This window comes from Pseudoalteromonas sp. 2CM41L (assembly GCF_023161905.1).
Classification (GTDB): Bacteria; Pseudomonadota; Gammaproteobacteria; order Enterobacterales; family Alteromonadaceae; genus Pseudoalteromonas; species Pseudoalteromonas atlantica.
This window is the reverse complement of record NZ_JALNTN010000014.1, coordinates 91247-109079: the sequence shown is the minus strand read 5'-3', so window position 1 is coordinate 109079 and position 17833 is coordinate 91247. Positions and strand designations below refer to the sequence as shown.

The window sequence follows — 17833 nt, the reverse complement described above, 5'->3', positions numbered from 1 at the left end:
TTTTTCACCCAAATTTGTATGCTTATTAGCATAACATTTCTTTCTTAATGGGTGGCCAAATTAACTATGCCACTACATACCGACCAATTTCTGGGTCGTAGTATCTGTGCCAGTTGTAATAGAGACCCGTTTCTTCATTAAAGTACTCCGTTGAATATTCAATATAAAAATCTGTAAACTCAAATAGCAGACACTGCGAGACTATTTGTTATGGTTATTGAATTACCCACTCCTCTAAGTTACTAATACTCAAGTCTTTGGCACACATAGCCTCTTTTAAGGAGTAGCGTAAAGTGACTTTAACTACGTGTTTGTTATCAATTGGCAAGCAACCTGATGAAATATAATGACTTTCTGGGGAGTCTATCATCGTATACAAATACGTACTTGACATTAGTACACCATTATTAGAAAAAACTTCTATCACTACCGACAGTTCATCATACTCAGAATAATTAGGTAACGTTATTGGTGAAGTTATATCAATAATTGAACAACTAGCATTATACTCAGCAGGTAAAGAGTGACTCTCTACTTTTACCCCTATTTCCTTTGCAAACGCAGGTGTTAACTCTGTGCTATGAGCAACATTTGTATTCAGGACTATCAAAATATTAAATAATACCAAATAATATTTCATACTAATCACCTCTTGATTGCGGAGTGAATGTTACCCATGCCCCACCATTAGCTATACTGTGACCACCATTCCCCCCAATCAGAAGTAAATTTGTTGGGGCTGTAACTGGCTGGCCTATTAAATTGGATAACTTTTGAGCAATCGAACCCGTACCACCTTTCCCAGTATCGCATGCATATATCTTCACCGGTTGCCCATCATCATAACCAGCACCATACATTATACTTAAAAGCTGTTGTGGGGTTAAAGTTCGCCCAAGCTTGTTTACAACTCCGTTTAAATTTCCGTGAGCACCAATTGAGAAGTCATTTGGACTATTAGGTATATGCCTAAACATTGCTCTCCAATATTTAGGTTGATTCATAGGCACTAAATTAACATCTGGGTTTAAGCCCAAGGGATCTACATAACTAACTGGATTCCCCCCAACATACCCATAGGTATTGATACCCCCCGCTAACCCTATTGGGTCACTTTGAATATACCGACCAATTTCTGGGTCGTAGTATCATCAATAAGACTAAAACCTTCTAATAGCTAAATTATAGTTTTAGTTTATTTTACTTTCCGAATAAGAAAAATTACTTATATGGCTCCCTGTTTCTAATATGAAACCATACATGCACAGTTATACCCAACAAGATCCCACCTAAAAGTAGAAGCATAATTTCAATTTGTGCATTAAGTTGATTCATAAACAACTGCTGTAAAGTATCCTTTTCCTGTTGCTTAAACTTAAGAATAAGAGTGATAGTATCTATATCTTTTGACTTTTCCATCAAATTAGATAAAGAGGAAGAATCAAACAATTCAGGCAGTTTATCTTTTAAAAGCCATATTCGATAAAGCCGACCAACAAGTAAAAAAAGAGTCCCCTGCCAAATTACTGTTATTGTTATCAATATGAACTTATTAATTGTCATGTTTTACCTCATTGATTATAAAGGTGTAAAAAGCAAAATCCCACAAGTCCCAGCAGCTATAACTGACATAGCACCGCTAAAATATATATTTGTATTACCAAAATTTCCATCTGCCAAACTTGACTGTTGCTTCGCAATGCTTGCTTTAATTCTTAACAATTCAGCTAGCTTTTCATGCTCGCTGGCTTTGCACTGTGTAATTTCTTCATCAATCAAATCATCCATATGTGACAAATTTACCGCTGCAATATCAACAGAATCTAACAATGTGCCAACATCACTATATAGGGCTGCGCTTGCCACTGAAAATTCACAAAAAACGAAATTTAGAAACTCTTTTCCATTTGGGTCATATCTCATGACCGGATTCCCCCCAACATACCCATAGGTATTGATACCACCCGCTAATCCTATTGGGTCACTTTGAATATATCGACCAATCTCTGGGTCGTAGTATCTGTGCCAGTTGTAATAAAGCCCTGTTTCTGCATCAAAGTACTGCCCTGGAAAACGAAGATTATTCGTTATTTGTTCATTAATTACCTGCGTTGTACCAAATGCATTATACTGGGCTTGTCATACTGTTTGTTTATATTCATCGGTGAGCCTTTGTAGGGCGCCTAAGTGCGAGTTATGAAAATAGAGCAACCCCAATAGGTTTAAACTCTTTTAAATTTTTTCGAAATATCAGAAAAAAGTAAAAGGCAAACCAAAGCTCCTTCTATTAGGCTTAATACATAGGCAACACCCGCTTCTAAAACACTTGCAACACTAATCCCAAAAATAGCAGAGCCTAATAAAATATTAAAAATGACGAATACAAAAAAAAGTATCTCAGACCATTTCTTATAGAACATTAAACCAATGAGTGTTGCGCTATAAGAAAAAAAGTAAATTATCGCAAGGTAATTCAGGTACTCTGATGGGAAAAGTGATGAATATCCTGTATATGTCATTAAACTCAAAACCTCATTGCTGTATAAAAAAGGGCTGATATAAGGTAGGCTAAAGTAAATGGAATTAAAAAAAACAGCTAAAAAAAGTAAATTTTTGTAGACCTTAGTGACATTAAAAAACTCATGGCTTCTTCCTTTTAGTATATGCATCAATTAAATAGTTACATACAATCCATAACATTATTGTCATTAAAATAAACACTCCCAAAAAGGTAACACTCCCAAATGAAACTTCATCCTGTATATATATAATTCCTTGTGAATTTCCATAAAAAATCTTAAGGCAGACTAGTATATATAACCCGATAAAAATTAATGATGTTATTAATATAAATGCAATTTTCATAACTTCCCTTTGTGACCAGATAGTAAAAATAATTAGTAACATCTACAATTTGGAATAGCTTTACCTGTAAAATCATAAGCACCATCACCATCTCGGTCCCATTCAGTACATTCGTCAGAACCAAAAATTGTTATTGGCAATTTATCACTAAAAAATTGAACTGTTGATTGGCAAACACAGACCTTTGGCGATGCATACCTAACACCATCTGCTGTATATAATCTTTGTAGTTTAGTGATGTCAGAAAAGAGTCCTGATAACATTTTTGTTCTAGCATCTATATTTTTAATATGATTTTCGTTGTATTGCGTTGCTCTATTTACAGGTCGATAATTAACAGGCCTCATGGCAACACCTCTTAAACCATTCGCATCGACATAACTAACTGGGTTCCCACCAACATACCCATAGGTATTGATACCGCCCGCTAATCCTATCGGATCTGATTGTAAGTACCGACCAATCTCTGGGTCGTAGTATCTGTGCCAGTTGTAATAAAGCCCTGTTTCTGCCTCAAAGTACTGCCCCGGAAAACGAATATTATTCGTTACTTGATCAGCGACTGCTTGTTGAGTAATTATCTGGGTTGTACCAAATACATTATACTGGGCTTACCATACTGTTTGTTTATATTCATCGGTAAGCCTTTACTCTGCCACATTATCTTTTTTATCACATTTACGGTACAAGAAAGAGCTTGTAAAAGGCTTTAAATCTAGGCCGCATTTTAATTATTTCAAAAGGCAAGCTAAATTGCTTTGTCCTTCTGAGGAATTATTATCTTCACCTATTCCTTCACTGCAAAATGATTGTGGTGCAAGCAGATAGAGCAAAGTTAATAAAATAACAATAATAACAATATATTTTTTATAGGCTTTTTTCATTATTATCACCTTATTGTCCATTTAAGTATGTTCTTTTAAACCCAAAAGAGCTTGCACTATTACCAAACAGCCAATGATTTTCATATCCAAGTTGATAACCATCTCCTCCTGTTACAGGAACCTCTGGAAGAACATCACTTAATCTTTTCGTAATATTGTCACCACCAGATGCATTATTGCACCCTTCAAGGTTTACCTCACCATTTGAAGATAGCTTATCCTTAAGCAAGTCAGCCAAATTGCCCAACCTTTTTCCACTGCCAACTATATTTAAGTTTTCATTGATAAAATCTGAACAGCCCGTTCCAGCAGAAATACACTGAGAAAAATTATTTCCATGACCAGCAATTTGGAAATTGGTCACAGAAGAATTCGGTAGGTTTTTCAATGTATTCACTAACTGTGTTGCCGTGGGGTTATCCAGAGAAATAACTTTACCGTCTTGAAATATAGTCAATTTAGACAATCCCATCGGGTCTATTGCATTTATTGGGTTCCCATCAACATACCCATAGGTATTGATACCACCAGCTAATCCTATCGGATCTGATTGTAAGTACCGACCAATCTCTGGGTCGTAGTATCTGTGCCAGTTGTAATAAAGCCCTGTTTCTGCATCAAAGTACTGCCCCGGAAAACGAAGATTATTCGTTACTTGCTCAGCGACTGCTTGTTGAGTAATTATCTGCGTTGTACCAAAGGCATTATACTGGGCTTGCCATACTGTTTGTTTATATTCATCGGTGAGCCGTTGTGGGGCGCCTAAGTGCGAGTTATGAAAATAATAAATAGCGCCTGCTTTTACCATTGCCAATGGCTCACCCTGTAGATAGACGTATTCTTTGGCTATTTGCCCACTGCTATTAGCCTCACTGATTAATAAACCATTTTCATCATAAAAATAATAGCGGTTGTTACCTGCAACTGTTTTTTGAACCCTTAACCCTTTATAGTTGTACTTATAGTGCGTAGTTGACCCATTGTTGGCGGCCGACTCTAACCGGTTTGCGTCATTATAGTTCAGCGTCATTTCTCCACGGCTAATGGCATTTCCTCGAGCATCATAGGTAAACAATAACGGGGTTTGAGTGTTTACGGCTAATAATCTGTGCTCTGTATCAGCATAAACATAATTTACATTGGGTGTGTCGCCTTGTGTATGCGTTAAACGATTTCCTATGCCGTCGTATTCAAATTCACGCGCAGCCCAGCTGTCTAGGGCAAGCTGCCCGACATGAGTGTATGTATAATGACGACTCAATTGCGGTTGCTCTTGGTCCGTAATATCTGAAATATTGCCAACTAAATCATAAATATAATTTATATGATTCAACCCTGTTACTTGCTGGCTGGTCACACGGTACGCTGTATCGAACGTTTTTTGTAATGTAAGCCCATTACCTAATTCGGCTGATGTCATCGGTCCAAATGGTAAATACTGTATGCCCGACGCTATTTGCGTTACCCCTCTTGTTGTAGTTAACTCAACTGATTGAATATTCCCCAGCGTATCGTAACTGTAGCTAACACTATTACCACTTGGGTAATGCAAACGTTGTAATCGGTCACTATTTCCATAATCAAACCCTAACGCAAATTGAACTTGATTATTAGACCAGCTTGTTTCGGTTAATTGAGCAAATTGATTATATTTAAAGCCAGTAGTACCGCTGTGCTCAGTAACCGACGTTAGATGACCTGTGCCATTATTACTGCCAGTTGCTTCGTCATACGTAAACAGCACTTGCTCGTGAGGAGTTGGATATCGAATAGCAATAGGGCGATTAAGCGCATCGTATTCAATGTTTACTGTGATATTACGCGCATCGGTAGAGCTTATCAGGTTACCGGCCTCATCGTATTCGTAATGTGTTATACCTGAATCAGGGCTGGTACGTGTAATTAGCTCGTCAATATCATTGTAGGTGTACTGTGTTACCTTGCCTGTTGCGTCTGTCACCGCAGCTAACTTGCCTGTTATAGTGTAATCGTACAGTGTGGTATAGCCATTTTGGTCTTGTGTTTGAGTTAACCGGTTTAAGCCATCATACTGATAATTGATTGCTTGCTGGTTCGCATCTAAATTAGTGAGGGCGTTGCCTTTGGCATCGTAGGTAAATGTGTTTTCAACACCAAAGTCAGACACCGAGGCAAGATTTCCGTCTACATCGTAACGATTGCTTTGATTGTAAACAACGGTATTATTTTCATTGATAAGTTGGGTGGCAATCACTCGTCCTGCGCTATCTCGCTGATACTTAATTTTATTCGTCGCATTGACTGATATCGTGTTTAAATTTTGATTATCATCATAGGTATAACTTGAGGTAAGCCCCTGATTGTCTGTCACAGATTTTAATTGGCCATTTAAATAGTAGTCGTAGTTAAGTTGGGTTATACCATTATCCCATAAAGACACTTGCCCAGTGTCTGTATATCTCATATTCACACTGTGGTTATCTAACTCTTTATACTGTGTAATACGGCCCATATCATCATACGCTGAGACAACTAACTGCGGTTGATATAATGCATTTTTTATTTCAGTCACTAAACCTTGGTCGTTATAGGTTAGCAGGGTAATATCGCTAACATCGACTCTTGGGCCATCGACTTTAGTGATATTACCGTACTCATTATATTCGTATTGCGTTGTTCGACGATTCCCAATTGACGTTTCTGTTAGCCAGTCATTTTCATCATAATTAAAACGCGTATAAATACCATTATTATTAATTCCACTTAGCAAAGGTTTTTTATACTTCCAAGAATACTCTGTTATGTCAGGCTCTAGGCCTTCTGCATCCACTGTGACTGATGATAAAAGCCCTGTACCATAATCCTTTTCTTGTAACGTGACCGTACCATTTACATCAACATACTGTTTATCAAAATCAATAATTTGAGTTTTAACCGATTCATTTAAGCAAGTTAAGCATTCTACTTTTGCTATTTTCCCCATCACAAAGTCAAACAGCTCAACTTTACCGGTTTTGCCTGTGACTTCTCTTTGGTTATCATTTTTATAGTTAACACTCGTAACACCATAATCGCTGCCGTCTGAAGTTTCGACTACACGGCCTTTATCATCGTATTGATACGTTAATGTTGTTTTGCCTAATTCATTGGTTACAGAGGTTAATAAACTTGAATTACGTTCATCATCATAATGGTAATTAATTCTTGGGTGGATACCCTTTTTATTTTTAGGTTTTTCTATATACAGTAGCCGTTTATTATTATCAAAACGATGCCTAAACAATGCGCTACCCAGAGTAACATCGTAAAAGTAACCGGTATCATCGTATATGGTAGTAATACTACCTTGAACGCTGGGCACAGGCCCCTTAGAAACACTAAAAGTAGAGGTAACCTTGGATAAGTGATTTATTTTTACGACCGTACCATCCGCTTTTTTTATTTTAGTGAGTTGCCCTTTACTAAAGTATTCTTTGTCTAAGTTGGCTTTACTTAAAATAAAATCAGAATTTTCAGTATTATGTTGTTGCCCGCCAGTTAACTTTTCTTGATATTTACCAACGCGGCTAACCCATTGTGGGTTATTTATGTCGTAATCGTAGTAATCAAATGACGATGATAGCTTTCCTTTTCGCCAAATTTGTATGTTACTTACTTCTTTAAGAAAATTTACTGCTTGCCAATTTTCATCTTTGTATGGAGATACAAACCCTGTATTCATTCGTATATCAAGTTGGTTAACCCATTGGCCACTTACATCAGTTATATTTTCAGTTTCGGTAGTTGTATTGGTTGAATAAGTAAAATCAAGTGGAAAATGGTCTTGTAAAGCATGAAACACTCCAGCATTGTAATTAATTGATTCTTTTTGTGGTAATGCAGGCATTGAGTTATTTATCTGCCCAGAAAAAGCATCTACGCCATTATCTTGTGGGCAACCATCATCACAATCTTTTTCTTCATTTGCATCATAAGTAATAATAAATGGCAGAGGGTAAATATATACAGGAGCCCCCGTTCCATAACCAGACTGGGTACATGCGGCTCTTTGCCAATATATTTTTTGATATGTAAAACCATATTTAAATATATAGCCATTGGCCCCATTAATTCGTTCTTGAACTGTTGCAGGCCTGCCGTCTGGTGGATCTCGAAATTCTCCTGCGATAGTATTGACAGTGCCATAAGTGGTTTTTCCATCTAGTGTAATATCACAAGTACCTTGCTCTTCTATAAAAGAATTGTGGCTTTCAACATACTCTGTACATCGTTGTACTACATCATTATAGTTTGGACCACTTAATATCTCTTTGTGCAGTGATTGGTCTAATAAAAGATTATGGTATTGCATCGCCGCATCAAAACTTGTTAGCTGACCTCTGATCCATACACTACCAGCATTGGTAATATCTTTTATTGGGTACCAGTGTTCAAACTCTGGCGATGCAGTGGTGGGGTCAAAATCTATCGCCTTACAGTGGAATAAAGCTTGTTGCGTATTAGCTGGTGGAGTGGCATACAAAAGTGCTGAAAACAAAAAACTTACCAACACATAAGTTAGCTTAAGTGCTCGTTTACTTGAACTATACATATTAAATCCATTTAAGTTATACAACTTAGCTAAATAAGGCTATTTAAGAACAGCGACTAAATATTCAGTACTAATTAAATACCCTATCCATCCAAATTGTAAGGGCTAACTAAAACTAGTTATTTTTAAGCATACATAAAAGAACCCAAAATAGAAACACTTTAAATTTATTTAAAATACAGTGTCTAGACTAACTTCCAGAGTACAAACGCAACAGCAAAACCAACCAAGTACATTAAGCCTAACCACGTTAAGCTGCGCAATAGTACGCTGTGTTTAATGGCGGGCTCTGAGCGCACTAGGCTAAAGTTAAGCCATGCAAAAACGGGGGTAGTGACAAAAGCAAGTGTCATAGCAAAGGTAAGCATTGGGCCAAGGGCCGATTTAAAAAATAAAATAACGGCCATACCGGCAAAGGCCTGCAGTACTAACCAAATATTTAAACTGTGTTTAGATTGCTTAAAGCCAAGTAGTTTATGTGACTCGTTAAGTGTACGTGCGTAGCCATCAAGCACGGTGAGTGTAGTACCAAACATACATAAAAAAGCAATGGCTGATACAAGCGGCCTTGCCCACTCGCCAATAGTCAGTGCATACATATCAATAAGCTGTTTAGCAAAGGCAACACCGCCAAGCTCAATACTGCTGCTTTGGCCGTATTGCACCAGCACACCTAAGCTAAAAAATACCAATGCTAAACAGGCTGTTAGCCAATAGCCTACGTTAAAATCGAATAAGCCTTGGCTTTTAGTAACCGTTTGCTGAGTTTGTTTTTCTTTAAGCCAAAGCGAACTAAGCGCTGATATTTCTATTGGTGCCGGCATCCAGCCCATTAACGCGACCATAAAGCTCAGCATAGCCAACTCGTAAGGTGATGGGCCAATATAGTCAGCTGGTGCCATTGGGCCGTTACTAAATGCGATAACCAGTGCAATAACAGTAGCAAGCGTTAATAGCCCCATTATGCCTTTAGCAACGCTGTCGAGCGCTTTAAAGTGCCCAAGTAATAAAATAGCTAAACACACGGCCAATAATATCCAACACAGTAGCGTGACTTCTATCACTATTGGCAGCGCATAATGCAGCAAGCTTACAGTCAGTAATAACACCCCTGCGGTATTAACTATGGCGGCCAGGATATTTAAGCCAATAAAACTATAAAAATAGACAGGGCCTTTATTTTTATAGCCTTCTACTAAACTGTTTTTGGTTGCTAGGGTGTATTCCATACCAAAGCGAAAAAATGGGTACTTTAATACATTAACAACGAGAATTAGCCAAAACAGTTGCCAGCCAAATAGCGCGCCAGCTTGAGTAGATGCAACTAAGTGAGAGCCGCCAATTGCTGCGGTTGCCATTAAGATACCAGGGCCTAGTGCGCCCAATCGAGATTTCCAAGAGGTGTGTGTTTGCTGCATTAATTTCTCAAATTATGTGTGTTATTCGCTCTGGTTATTAATTTTCATAATTAATAACACCGAAGGCTGCATAACTTACCTAAATTAAAGGCAATAAAAAAGAGCCGTAAGGCTCTTTTTTATAGTACTTTGGGACTAAATCTTATTTTAGTTCCATCTCTTGGATGATTTCGTGCGCTATTTCTGGCGTTGTGCTTACAGGCTTTTCGTGTAAATTTGCTTTTATTTGCCCTTTTCGATGTTTTAGTGCTGCATCGAGTTTTTTAGCTGCGCTTGCAATCGCCGGGTACATAACTTCGTTTTCCCCTTTTACCGATATACGCGCACCTTCGTAATTTGTGCTAATTTCTGCTTGGATTTTGTGATGCTCTTTAGACAATATAATGTCGAGTGCGATAAGTGATGGAAAGTGGCTCTCGATTTTTGAAAACTTTTCGTTGATATGCTCTCTAATAGAGTTAGTAACGTCTACATGGTGACCAGAAAGATTAATTTTCATAGGGTATCCTTTTATTTGTTACCTCATAAATAGTATTGGGGGCTATTTAGATTAACACAAGGAAAAAGCACTGATTTTTGAAATTAAATTGTTACTTAAACTGATTTAAATTATAAGTTGTGCAAAGTTTATGCAAAGCCCATAAAATATGGGCTTTCAGACGTCTAGCCTTTAGCGTTTAGTCTGTGTACGAACAGCAATAGTCAGCAAAATCACTCACTTTTACTTTAAAGCTAACATTGGCATCAACATTAAATGATTCGCCCGCGATAAATGTTTTCCACTGCGTTTCGCCAGGTAATAAAATGTCCCACTGGCCGCCTAATAGCTCCATGAGTTCTTTTTTACTGGTATCAAATACAAATTCACCTGGTTGCATAAAACCTAGCGTTTTGGTTGTGCCATCGTTAAATACCACGGTACGGCTTGATACTTTACCGTCAAAATACACGTTCGCTTTTTTAATTACGCTTACATTTTCAAACTGAGACATCCTCACTCCTGTTGTATTATTTTATTTAATCGGCCACCACCTTGCCTGATAGGTCATAGCCTTGCAAGAAAAGCGCTGTGAAAATTACTCATCTGAAATTAAAACTCAAAAGGCTTTAAGCCAAAAAAGTACTACGTATTTCAAGCAGTGTGATTCAAGTATCTTAAGGCTACTACGCCACTTTATAACTCAGTTAGCAAAAAAAAAGCCCGCCCTGTTTTACACAGGGCGGGCTTTTAAATATTAAAGCTAACTATTAAAACAGTTCGTTTGCTTTATTTACAATGTTCTCTACTGTAAAGCCAAAGTGCTCAAACAGCTCACCAGCAGGTGCCGACTCACCAAAGGTAGTCATACCTACTACTGCGCCATTTAGGCCCACGTACTTGTACCAGTAATCAGCAATACCTGCTTCTACTGCTACGCGGCGTGTAACGGCTGCCGGTAGTACGCTTTCTTTGTACTGTGCGCTTTGCTCTTCAAATACATCAGTACATGGCATAGATACAACACGTACCTTTTTACCTTGGCTGCGTAGCTCTGTTGCAGAGTCTTGTGCTAGTTGCACCTCAGAACCTGTTGCAATAATAATTAGCTCTGGCTCGCCGTCACAGCTAAGGATGTAACCACCCTTTTTAACATCAGCTAATTGCTGAGCGTCACGCGCTTGTTGCTCAAGGCCTTGGCGAGTAAAGATAAGTGATGTAGGACCGTCTTTACGCTCAATAGCTTGTTGCCATGCAATTGCCGACTCAACTTGGTCACACGGGCGCCAGTTGTATAAGTTTGGTGTTAAACGCATGCTAGCAATTTGCTCTACCGGTTGGTGAGTTGGACCGTCTTCACCTAGGCCGATTGAATCATGCGTGTATACAAAAATGCTTGGTTGCTTCATTAGTGCAGCCATACGTACCGCATTTTTTGCGTATTCAACAAACATTAAGAACGTTGCACCGTAAGGAATAAAGCCTTTATGAAGGGCAATACCATTCATAATTGCCGACATACCAAACTCACGTACACCGTAGTAAACGTAGTTACCGCTTGCATCGTCTGCAGTTAGCCCTTTAGAGCCATCCCAAATTGTTAAGTTTGATCCAGCTAAATCGGCTGAGCCACCCATGAATTCTGGTAATAACGGGCCAAATGCATTTAATGCATTTTGCGACGCTTTACGAGATGCAGGGTTTGCAGGGTTTGCTTGTAGTTGCTCTATGTACGCTTGAGATTTTTCAGCCCAATCGCCTGGAAGTTCGTTATTAATACGGCGCTTATATTCAGCTGCAAGCTCTGGGAATGCCTTTGCGTATGCTGCAAATTTTTCGTCCCAGCTAGATTCAAGCTGTTGACCTTTTTCTTTGCTATCCCACTGTGCGTAAATATCATCAGGGATTTCAAATGCACCGCCAGACCAGCCTAAAAATTCGCGAGACGCTGTAATTTCGTCATCACCTAATGGCGCGCCGTGACAATCGTGGCTACCAGATTTATTAGGTGAACCGTAACCAATCACTGTTTTACAACAAATTAGTGATGGTTTGTCGGTAACACTTTGAGCCTCTGCTATTGCAGCACTAACAGCATCGCTGTCGTGGCCATCAACGTCACTTATTACATGCCAGCCGTACGCTTTAAAACGTGCTGGTGTATCGTCGCTAAACCAACCTTCTACTTCACCATCGATTGAAATACCGTTGTCATCCCAAAAAGCTACTAACTTGCCAAGGCCTAATGTGCCAGCAAGTGAACATGCTTCATGAGAAATACCTTCCATTAAACAACCGTCACCCATAAATGCATACGTGTAGTGATCAACAATGTCGTGGCCTTCACGGTTAAATTGTGCAGCAAGCGCTTTTTCAGCAATCGCCATACCTACCGCATTTGTGATCCCCTGACCTAGCGGGCCCGTAGTAGTTTCAATTCCTGGTGCATAACCGTACTCAGGGTGGCCTGGCGTTTTAGAATGCATTTGACGGAAGTTTTTAATTTCATCAAGTGGTAAGTCGTAACCAGTTAGGTGCAATAGAGAATAGATAAGCATTGAACCGTGGCCATTTGAAAGAATAAATCTGTCACGGTCAGCCCACTCTGGATTAGTTGGATTATGCTTTAGATAATCGCGCCATAATACTTCTGCGATATCGGCCATGCCCATAGGGGCTCCAGGGTGGCCAGATTTGGCCTTTTGTACTGCGTCCATTGACAAGACGCGAATAGCATTTGCAAGTTCTTTGCGAGATGGCATGAATTCTCCTACCTTTATGTGTATTTGCGCGGGTACTTATGTGTTCGTTAATACCCTTAAGTAACTTAAGAGCTGTTATAGCAACCATTCTTACTTAATGTGGGTGCAGTGTGCAATTAAAAACCCTATAAAAATGGGCTATTATGAATATTTTTTAAGACCAAAAAGTTATTACTCATTTTATTTAGACGTCTAGGCGTAAAAACACTATGCAAGGTGTTTTGTTTTAGATAAAATACGCCCCTTAATTTTTTAGCGCTAATACCGACGTTTGTGAAGCGCAATATTTGTGAGCAGAAATACAATGGCAAAACATTTATTTACTTCTGAATCTGTTTCTGAAGGTCATCCGGATAAAATCGCCGATCAAATCTCTGATGCGGTACTTGATGCTATCCTAGAGCAAGACTCTCATGCCCGTGTTGCGTGCGAAACTTACGTAAAAACCGGTATGGTTATGGTTGGTGGTGAAATTACCACTAGCGCATGGGTTGATATTGAAGAAATTACACGTAAAACAGTACGTGAAATTGGCTACACGCATTCAGACATGGGTTTCGATGCAGACTCGTGTGCAATTTTAAACACAATTGGTAAGCAGTCTCCTGATATTAACCAAGGTGTTGACCGTACTAGCCCAGAAGAACAAGGTGCTGGCGACCAAGGCTTAATGTTTGGTTATGCATGTAACGAAACAGAAGTACTGATGCCTGCGCCAATTACTTACTCACACCGTTTAGTACAGCGCCAAGCGCAAGTACGTAAAAGCGGCGAGCTTAACTGGTTACGCCCAGATGCAAAATCTCAAGTAACTTTTGCATACGAAAACGGCAAGCCAGTAGGTATTGATGCAGTTGTGCTTTCTACTCAGCACGCTGAAGAAATTTCGCAAAATGACTTAGTAGAAGCCGTGATGGAAACCATCATTAAGCCGGTACTTCCTGCAGAGCTTATTACTAGCGCGACTAAATTTTTCATTAACCCAACGGGTCGCTTTGTAATTGGCGGACCTATGGGCGATTGTGGTTTAACGGGTCGTAAAATCATCGTAGATACATACGGTGGTATGGCACGTCACGGTGGTGGTGCTTTCTCAGGTAAAGATCCATCAAAAGTTGACCGCTCAGCTGCATACGCTGCACGTTACGTAGCTAAAAACGTAGTGGCTGCAGGCCTTGCTGATAAGTGTGAGCTACAAGTATCTTACGCAATTGGTGTAGCAGAGCCTACCTCTATCAGCGTTGAAACCTTTGGTACAAGCAAGCTTGAAGAAGGTCGTTTAATTGAGCTTATTCGTGAGCACTTTGACCTACGCCCTTACGGCTTAATTCAAATGCTTGATTTAGAGCGCCCAATTTACCAACCAACAGCGGCATACGGTCACTTTGGTCGTGACGAATTCCCATGGGAACGTACAGATAAAGCAGACGCACTTCGCGCAGCTGCTGGCCTTTAAGCCAAAATGCATTAAATAATAAACGGCCCTTTTAAGGGCCGTTTTTATATCTAAAGCAAAGGCTAATTATACTATTTATATCAATTGCATTAATTTAGTTGTTTATCGTAGCACCCAGTAAATAGTGCAATAACAAAGGAATTTACGGCGTACAGTTATTTTATATAAATAATTTTAACGCAATCAGTGCGCTATTTAATACGCTAAACTAATCGTGTTTTGAATTAAATTGGTATTAGCTAGCCCTCGAATTTCGTACGGTTTTAGGTATATACTCTTTGCATAATAAAAGCTTAAGGGATAAGTAAATGGCCAATAATTTTCGCGTTATGTTTGTAGGACTCGCCGAGGGCACTGAGGCTAAAACGGCCTGCGTAAATTTAGCAAGTAAGCTAAAAACGTCTGAAGATAAGGTAACTCAGTTTTTTAATGGCAAAGCACTCTTTGCACCTAGCAATAAAGACAAAGCCTTAAAGCAGGCCAAATTACTGGCAAGCCTAGGCATTAAAAGTAAGTTACAAGCCACAGGTGAGTTGCCCACTCAGAGCCCTAGCGCAGCTAGTCAGCGTGATGAACGGATTTTTGATGCCCTTGATTACATAACGAGCAGCCTGATCCGCCTAGAAGAAAAACTAGAAGAGCTAGAACAAAGGCTCCCAACCAATGAGCTAAAAAGCCCTACAGACGAAAGCGATGAGTGGCAAGAAGATGATCTAATGCTTGACGAGCAGCTCGATGAACCCGTTAAAACGCGTAGCAATACTTTGTTATATTCACTGATTGCCACTGCCGTTTTACTACTTATTGTGCTTGCTGTTTACTTAGCTTTTCCTGATTTAGTGTCTATTTAATCAAAGGTGCGTAATTACAATGAGCAATAAACGTACACACATACGCCAATCTATTCGCCAATTACGCAATAACCTATCAAAAAAACAGCAAGAAAAAGCCGCGGCACAGCTAAAGTTGAATTTTACTCAACAGCTAAATAGCGATAAAATAGCCTCAAAAAAACATATAGCCATTTACTTTAGTAACGATGGGGAATTAGATACCTCACTGTTAATTAACGAGTTATGGCAACAAGGCCATACCCTTTACTTACCCGTTATACACCCATTTAATGGGGCTACTTTGCTGTTTCAACGCTATGAAAAAAACTCACCCATGAGGGCAAATCGCTATGGTATCTTGGAGCCTAAGCTGAACTGCTCTCAAATATGCCCATTAACTGATTTAGATTACTTACTGATGCCACTTGTAGCATTTGATAATCAAGGTAACAGATTAGGAATGGGGGGTGGATTTTACGATAAAACACTGGCGCAATTACACGCTTACAATTGGCAAAAACCGCAACTTATAGGCTTAGCACATAGCTGCCAAAAAGTAGATGCACTGCCAATTGAATCGTGGGATGTTCCACTTAAAACCATTATTACTCCCGATAAAATTTATCACTGGTAATAAACACCCACTACACATTTGAAATATGAGCATAACAATGACGCAAGACGAATTAAAAAAAGCAGCTGCGTGGGCTGCACTCGAGTTTGTAAAAGAAAACACCATTGTTGGTGTAGGGACAGGCTCTACCGTAAATCATTTTATTGATGCCCTAGGCACAGTAAAAGACACCATAACGGGTGCGGTATCTAGCTCTGAGGCTTCAACAGCGCGTTTACACGCGTTAGGTATTGAAGTGTTTGAGCTAAACGATGTAGATGCTCTTGATGTATACGTAGACGGCGCAGATGAAATTAATGCCCAAAACGAAATGATCAAAGGCGGCGGCGCAGCACTTACCCGCGAAAAAATAGTCGCAGCCGTTGCAAAACAATTTGTTTGTATTGTTGATGACACAAAATTAGTAGATACATTGGGCGATTTTCCGCTTCCGGTAGAAGTTATACCAATGGCACGCAGCTACGTAGCGCGTGAATTATTAAAACTTGGTGGCGACCCTGTGTACCGCCAAGGCGTAGTAACCGATAACGGTAACGTTATTTTAGATGTACACAATTTAAGTATTAGTAATGCCAAACAACTTGAAACACAAATTAATTCAATTGTTGGCGTAGTTACCAACGGCCTATTTGCGATGCGCGGCGCTGATAAAGTGATTATCGGCACTAAAAATGGGCCACAAATTAAATAGGATGAGGTTATGAGTAAGGTATCGTTAGCAAAAGACAAAATTAAAATTCTCTTGCTTGAAGGTGTTCACCAAAGCGCAGTAGAAACGCTTAAACGTAATGGTTACAGCAACATCGACTACGTAAAAACATCGCTACCTGAGGACGAACTTAAAGAGCGTATTAAAGATGTGCACTTTGTAGGGCTTCGTTCTCGTACTCATATTAACCAAGCAGTTTTAGACTCAGCTGAAAAGCTAGTAGCCATTGGCTGTTTTTGTATTGGTACTAACCAAGTTGACTTAAACTCAGCTCGCGAGCGCGGTATTGCGGTATTTAATGCACCGTTTTCAAACACTCGTTCAGTGGCTGAACTTGTACTTGGCGAAATACTATTACTATTACGTGGTATTCCAGAGCGTAATGCAGCAGCGCACCGTGGCGGCTGGTTAAAAACAGCAACCGGCTCGTTTGAAGCGCGCGGTAAAACGCTCGGGATTATTGGTTACGGCCACATAGGTACACAGCTTGGTATTATGGCTGAAAACATAGGTATGAACGTAGAGTATTACGACATTGAAGATAAGCTCTCTTTAGGTAATGCAACACAAATTCATAACCTAACACAGCTTTTACAGCGCGCTGATATTATTAGTTTACACGTACCAGAAACACCGCAAACTAAAAACCTAATTGGCACAGCAGAACTTGCCGTAATGAAGCAAGGATCAATACTAATTAACGCTTCACGCGGTACTGTAGTGGATATTGATGCACTTGCTGAAGCACTTAGCGAGAAAAAGCTAAGCGGCGCAGCTATTGATGTATTCCCTGTTGAGCCAAAATCTAACGAAGAAGAATTTGTATCGCCACTGCGTGAATTCGACAACGTTATTTTAACGCCGCACATTGGTGGTTCAACCCAAGAAGCGCAAGAAAACATTGGTATTGAAGTAGCCGGTAAATTAGCTAAATACTCAGATAATGGTTCAACTATTACAGCTGTTAACTTCCCTGAGGTTTCGCTACCAGAGCTTGCTAACCGTAGCCGCTTATTGCACGTACACCACAACCGCCCTGGCGTACTTACACAAATTAACCAAGCGTTTGCCCAGCACGGTATTAACATTGCCGCTCAGTACTTACAAACTGATGAATCAATTGGTTATGTAGTTATTGACGTAGATACCGATCAGTCAGAAGTTGCACTTAAAGAGCTAAGCGCAGTAGAAGGTACAATTAGAGCGCGTATTCTTCACTAAGCT

Annotated in this window: 16 protein-coding genes and 2 pseudogenes; 5 read left to right on the top strand and 13 right to left on the bottom strand. The window is 39.5% G+C overall.

All coding sequences use genetic code 11. The annotated features are described in order from the left end of the window. Window positions 1-214: 214 nt before the first annotated feature. From MTF64_RS15470 to tkt, 13 genes and pseudogenes are all read right to left on the bottom strand, one after another. The gene (locus MTF64_RS15470) at window positions 215-640 is read right to left on the bottom strand and encodes a hypothetical protein (protein ID WP_248451903.1); all 426 of its coding nucleotides are present in this window, start codon (window positions 638-640) and stop codon (window positions 215-217) included. 1 nt (window position 641) lies between these two features. Further along, on the bottom strand, window positions 642-1004 hold the full coding sequence (locus MTF64_RS15465) for a hypothetical protein (protein ID WP_248451902.1): 363 nt from the start codon (window positions 1002-1004) through the stop codon (window positions 642-644). 36 nt (window positions 1005-1040) lie between these two features. Further along, window positions 1041-1136, bottom strand: a pseudogene (locus tag MTF64_RS15460) (RHS repeat-associated core domain-containing protein); the annotation flags it as partial. Window positions 1137-1221: 85 nt separating this feature from the next. After that, the gene (locus MTF64_RS15455) at window positions 1222-1563 is read right to left on the bottom strand and encodes a hypothetical protein (protein ID WP_248451901.1); all 342 of its coding nucleotides are present in this window, start codon (window positions 1561-1563) and stop codon (window positions 1222-1224) included. A gap of 15 nt (window positions 1564-1578) precedes the next feature. Beyond that, window positions 1579-2118: pseudogene (locus tag MTF64_RS19950) on the bottom strand (RHS repeat-associated core domain-containing protein); the annotation flags it as partial. A gap of 104 nt (window positions 2119-2222) precedes the next feature. After that, window positions 2223-2519, bottom strand: coding sequence for a hypothetical protein (locus MTF64_RS15440; RefSeq protein WP_248451899.1), 297 nt, complete (start codon window positions 2517-2519; stop codon window positions 2223-2225). Window positions 2520-2897: 378 nt separating this feature from the next. After that, a complete protein-coding gene (locus MTF64_RS15435) occupies window positions 2898-3212 on the bottom strand; it encodes a hypothetical protein (protein ID WP_248451898.1) in 315 nt (104 codons plus the stop codon). A gap of 384 nt (window positions 3213-3596) precedes the next feature. Beyond that, window positions 3597-3749, bottom strand: coding sequence for a hypothetical protein (locus MTF64_RS15425; protein ID WP_248451897.1), 153 nt, complete (start codon window positions 3747-3749; stop codon window positions 3597-3599). A gap of 10 nt (window positions 3750-3759) precedes the next feature. Beyond that, window positions 3760-8319 (bottom strand): RHS repeat-associated core domain-containing protein, encoded by a 4560-nt coding sequence (locus tag MTF64_RS15420; protein WP_248451895.1) that lies wholly within the window; start codon window positions 8317-8319, stop codon window positions 3760-3762. A 185-nt stretch (window positions 8320-8504) separates the two neighbouring features. Beyond that, window positions 8505-9737, bottom strand: a complete 1233-nt coding sequence (locus tag MTF64_RS15415; RefSeq protein WP_248451893.1) for a divalent metal cation transporter — start codon at window positions 9735-9737, stop codon at window positions 8505-8507. A gap of 142 nt (window positions 9738-9879) precedes the next feature. Next, window positions 9880-10236 carry a ribosome-associated translation inhibitor RaiA gene (gene raiA, locus MTF64_RS15410; protein ID WP_024033129.1) on the bottom strand — a complete coding sequence of 119 codons (357 nt, stop codon included), beginning with the start codon at window positions 10234-10236 and terminating at the stop codon, window positions 9880-9882. A 178-nt stretch (window positions 10237-10414) separates the two neighbouring features. Next, entirely contained in the window at window positions 10415-10729 is a 315-nt protein-coding gene (locus tag MTF64_RS15405) for a pyrimidine/purine nucleoside phosphorylase (protein WP_024033130.1), read from the bottom strand. A gap of 256 nt (window positions 10730-10985) precedes the next feature. Next, a complete protein-coding gene (gene tkt / locus MTF64_RS15400; RefSeq protein ID WP_121637868.1) occupies window positions 10986-12977 on the bottom strand; it encodes a transketolase in 1992 nt (663 codons plus the stop codon). 304 nt (window positions 12978-13281) lie between these two features. Here tkt and metK point away from each other — a divergent pair, with 304 nt between their 5' ends. The 5 genes from metK to serA all read left to right on the top strand — a co-directional run bounded on the left by metK (window position 13282) and on the right by serA (window position 17830). After that, entirely contained in the window at window positions 13282-14433 is a 1152-nt protein-coding gene (gene metK / locus MTF64_RS15395; RefSeq protein ID WP_004586168.1) for a methionine adenosyltransferase, read from the top strand. A gap of 308 nt (window positions 14434-14741) precedes the next feature. Beyond that, complete coding sequence (locus tag MTF64_RS15390; protein ID WP_029774274.1) at window positions 14742-15284, top strand: hypothetical protein; 543 nt, start codon at window positions 14742-14744, stop codon at window positions 15282-15284. Between the two features lie 19 nt (window positions 15285-15303). Further along, window positions 15304-15900 (top strand): 5-formyltetrahydrofolate cyclo-ligase, encoded by a 597-nt coding sequence (locus MTF64_RS15385; protein WP_248451892.1) that lies wholly within the window; start codon window positions 15304-15306, stop codon window positions 15898-15900. Between the two features lie 37 nt (window positions 15901-15937). Next, window positions 15938-16591, top strand: coding sequence for a ribose-5-phosphate isomerase RpiA (gene rpiA, locus MTF64_RS15380; RefSeq protein WP_004586165.1), 654 nt, complete (start codon window positions 15938-15940; stop codon window positions 16589-16591). Between the two features lie 9 nt (window positions 16592-16600). Further along, window positions 16601-17830, top strand: a complete 1230-nt coding sequence (serA, locus tag MTF64_RS15375; RefSeq protein ID WP_004586164.1) for a phosphoglycerate dehydrogenase — start codon at window positions 16601-16603, stop codon at window positions 17828-17830. The last annotated feature ends 3 nt before the right edge of the window (window positions 17831-17833 follow it).

Coding starts and splice junctions, on each gene's coding strand:
- MTF64_RS15405 (WP_024033130.1), bottom strand. CDS start 10,729: ATGTCTCAGTTTGAAAATGTAAGCGTAATTAAAAAAGCGAACGTGTAT.
- MTF64_RS15415 (WP_248451893.1), bottom strand. CDS start 9,737: ATGCAGCAAACACACACCTCTTGGAAATCTCGATTGGGCGCACTAGGC.
- MTF64_RS15465 (WP_248451902.1), bottom strand. CDS start 1,004: ATGAATCAACCTAAATATTGGAGAGCAATGTTTAGGCATATACCTAAT.
- tkt (WP_121637868.1), bottom strand. CDS start 12,977: ATGCCATCTCGCAAAGAACTTGCAAATGCTATTCGCGTCTTGTCAATG.
- MTF64_RS15420 (WP_248451895.1), bottom strand. CDS start 8,319: ATGTATAGTTCAAGTAAACGAGCACTTAAGCTAACTTATGTGTTGGTA.
- metK (WP_004586168.1), top strand. CDS start 13,282: ATGGCAAAACATTTATTTACTTCTGAATCTGTTTCTGAAGGTCATCCG.
- MTF64_RS15385 (WP_248451892.1), top strand. CDS start 15,304: ATGAGCAATAAACGTACACACATACGCCAATCTATTCGCCAATTACGC.
- MTF64_RS15470 (WP_248451903.1), bottom strand. CDS start 640: ATGAAATATTATTTGGTATTATTTAATATTTTGATAGTCCTGAATACA.
- raiA (WP_024033129.1), bottom strand. CDS start 10,236: ATGAAAATTAATCTTTCTGGTCACCATGTAGACGTTACTAACTCTATT.
- MTF64_RS15390 (WP_029774274.1), top strand. CDS start 14,742: ATGGCCAATAATTTTCGCGTTATGTTTGTAGGACTCGCCGAGGGCACT.
- MTF64_RS15435 (WP_248451898.1), bottom strand. CDS start 3,212: ATGAGGCCTGTTAATTATCGACCTGTAAATAGAGCAACGCAATACAAC.
- MTF64_RS15425 (WP_248451897.1), bottom strand. CDS start 3,749: ATGAAAAAAGCCTATAAAAAATATATTGTTATTATTGTTATTTTATTA.
- rpiA (WP_004586165.1), top strand. CDS start 15,938: ATGACGCAAGACGAATTAAAAAAAGCAGCTGCGTGGGCTGCACTCGAG.
- MTF64_RS15440 (WP_248451899.1), bottom strand. CDS start 2,519: ATGACATATACAGGATATTCATCACTTTTCCCATCAGAGTACCTGAAT.
- serA (WP_004586164.1), top strand. CDS start 16,601: ATGAGTAAGGTATCGTTAGCAAAAGACAAAATTAAAATTCTCTTGCTT.
- MTF64_RS15455 (WP_248451901.1), bottom strand. CDS start 1,563: ATGACAATTAATAAGTTCATATTGATAACAATAACAGTAATTTGGCAG.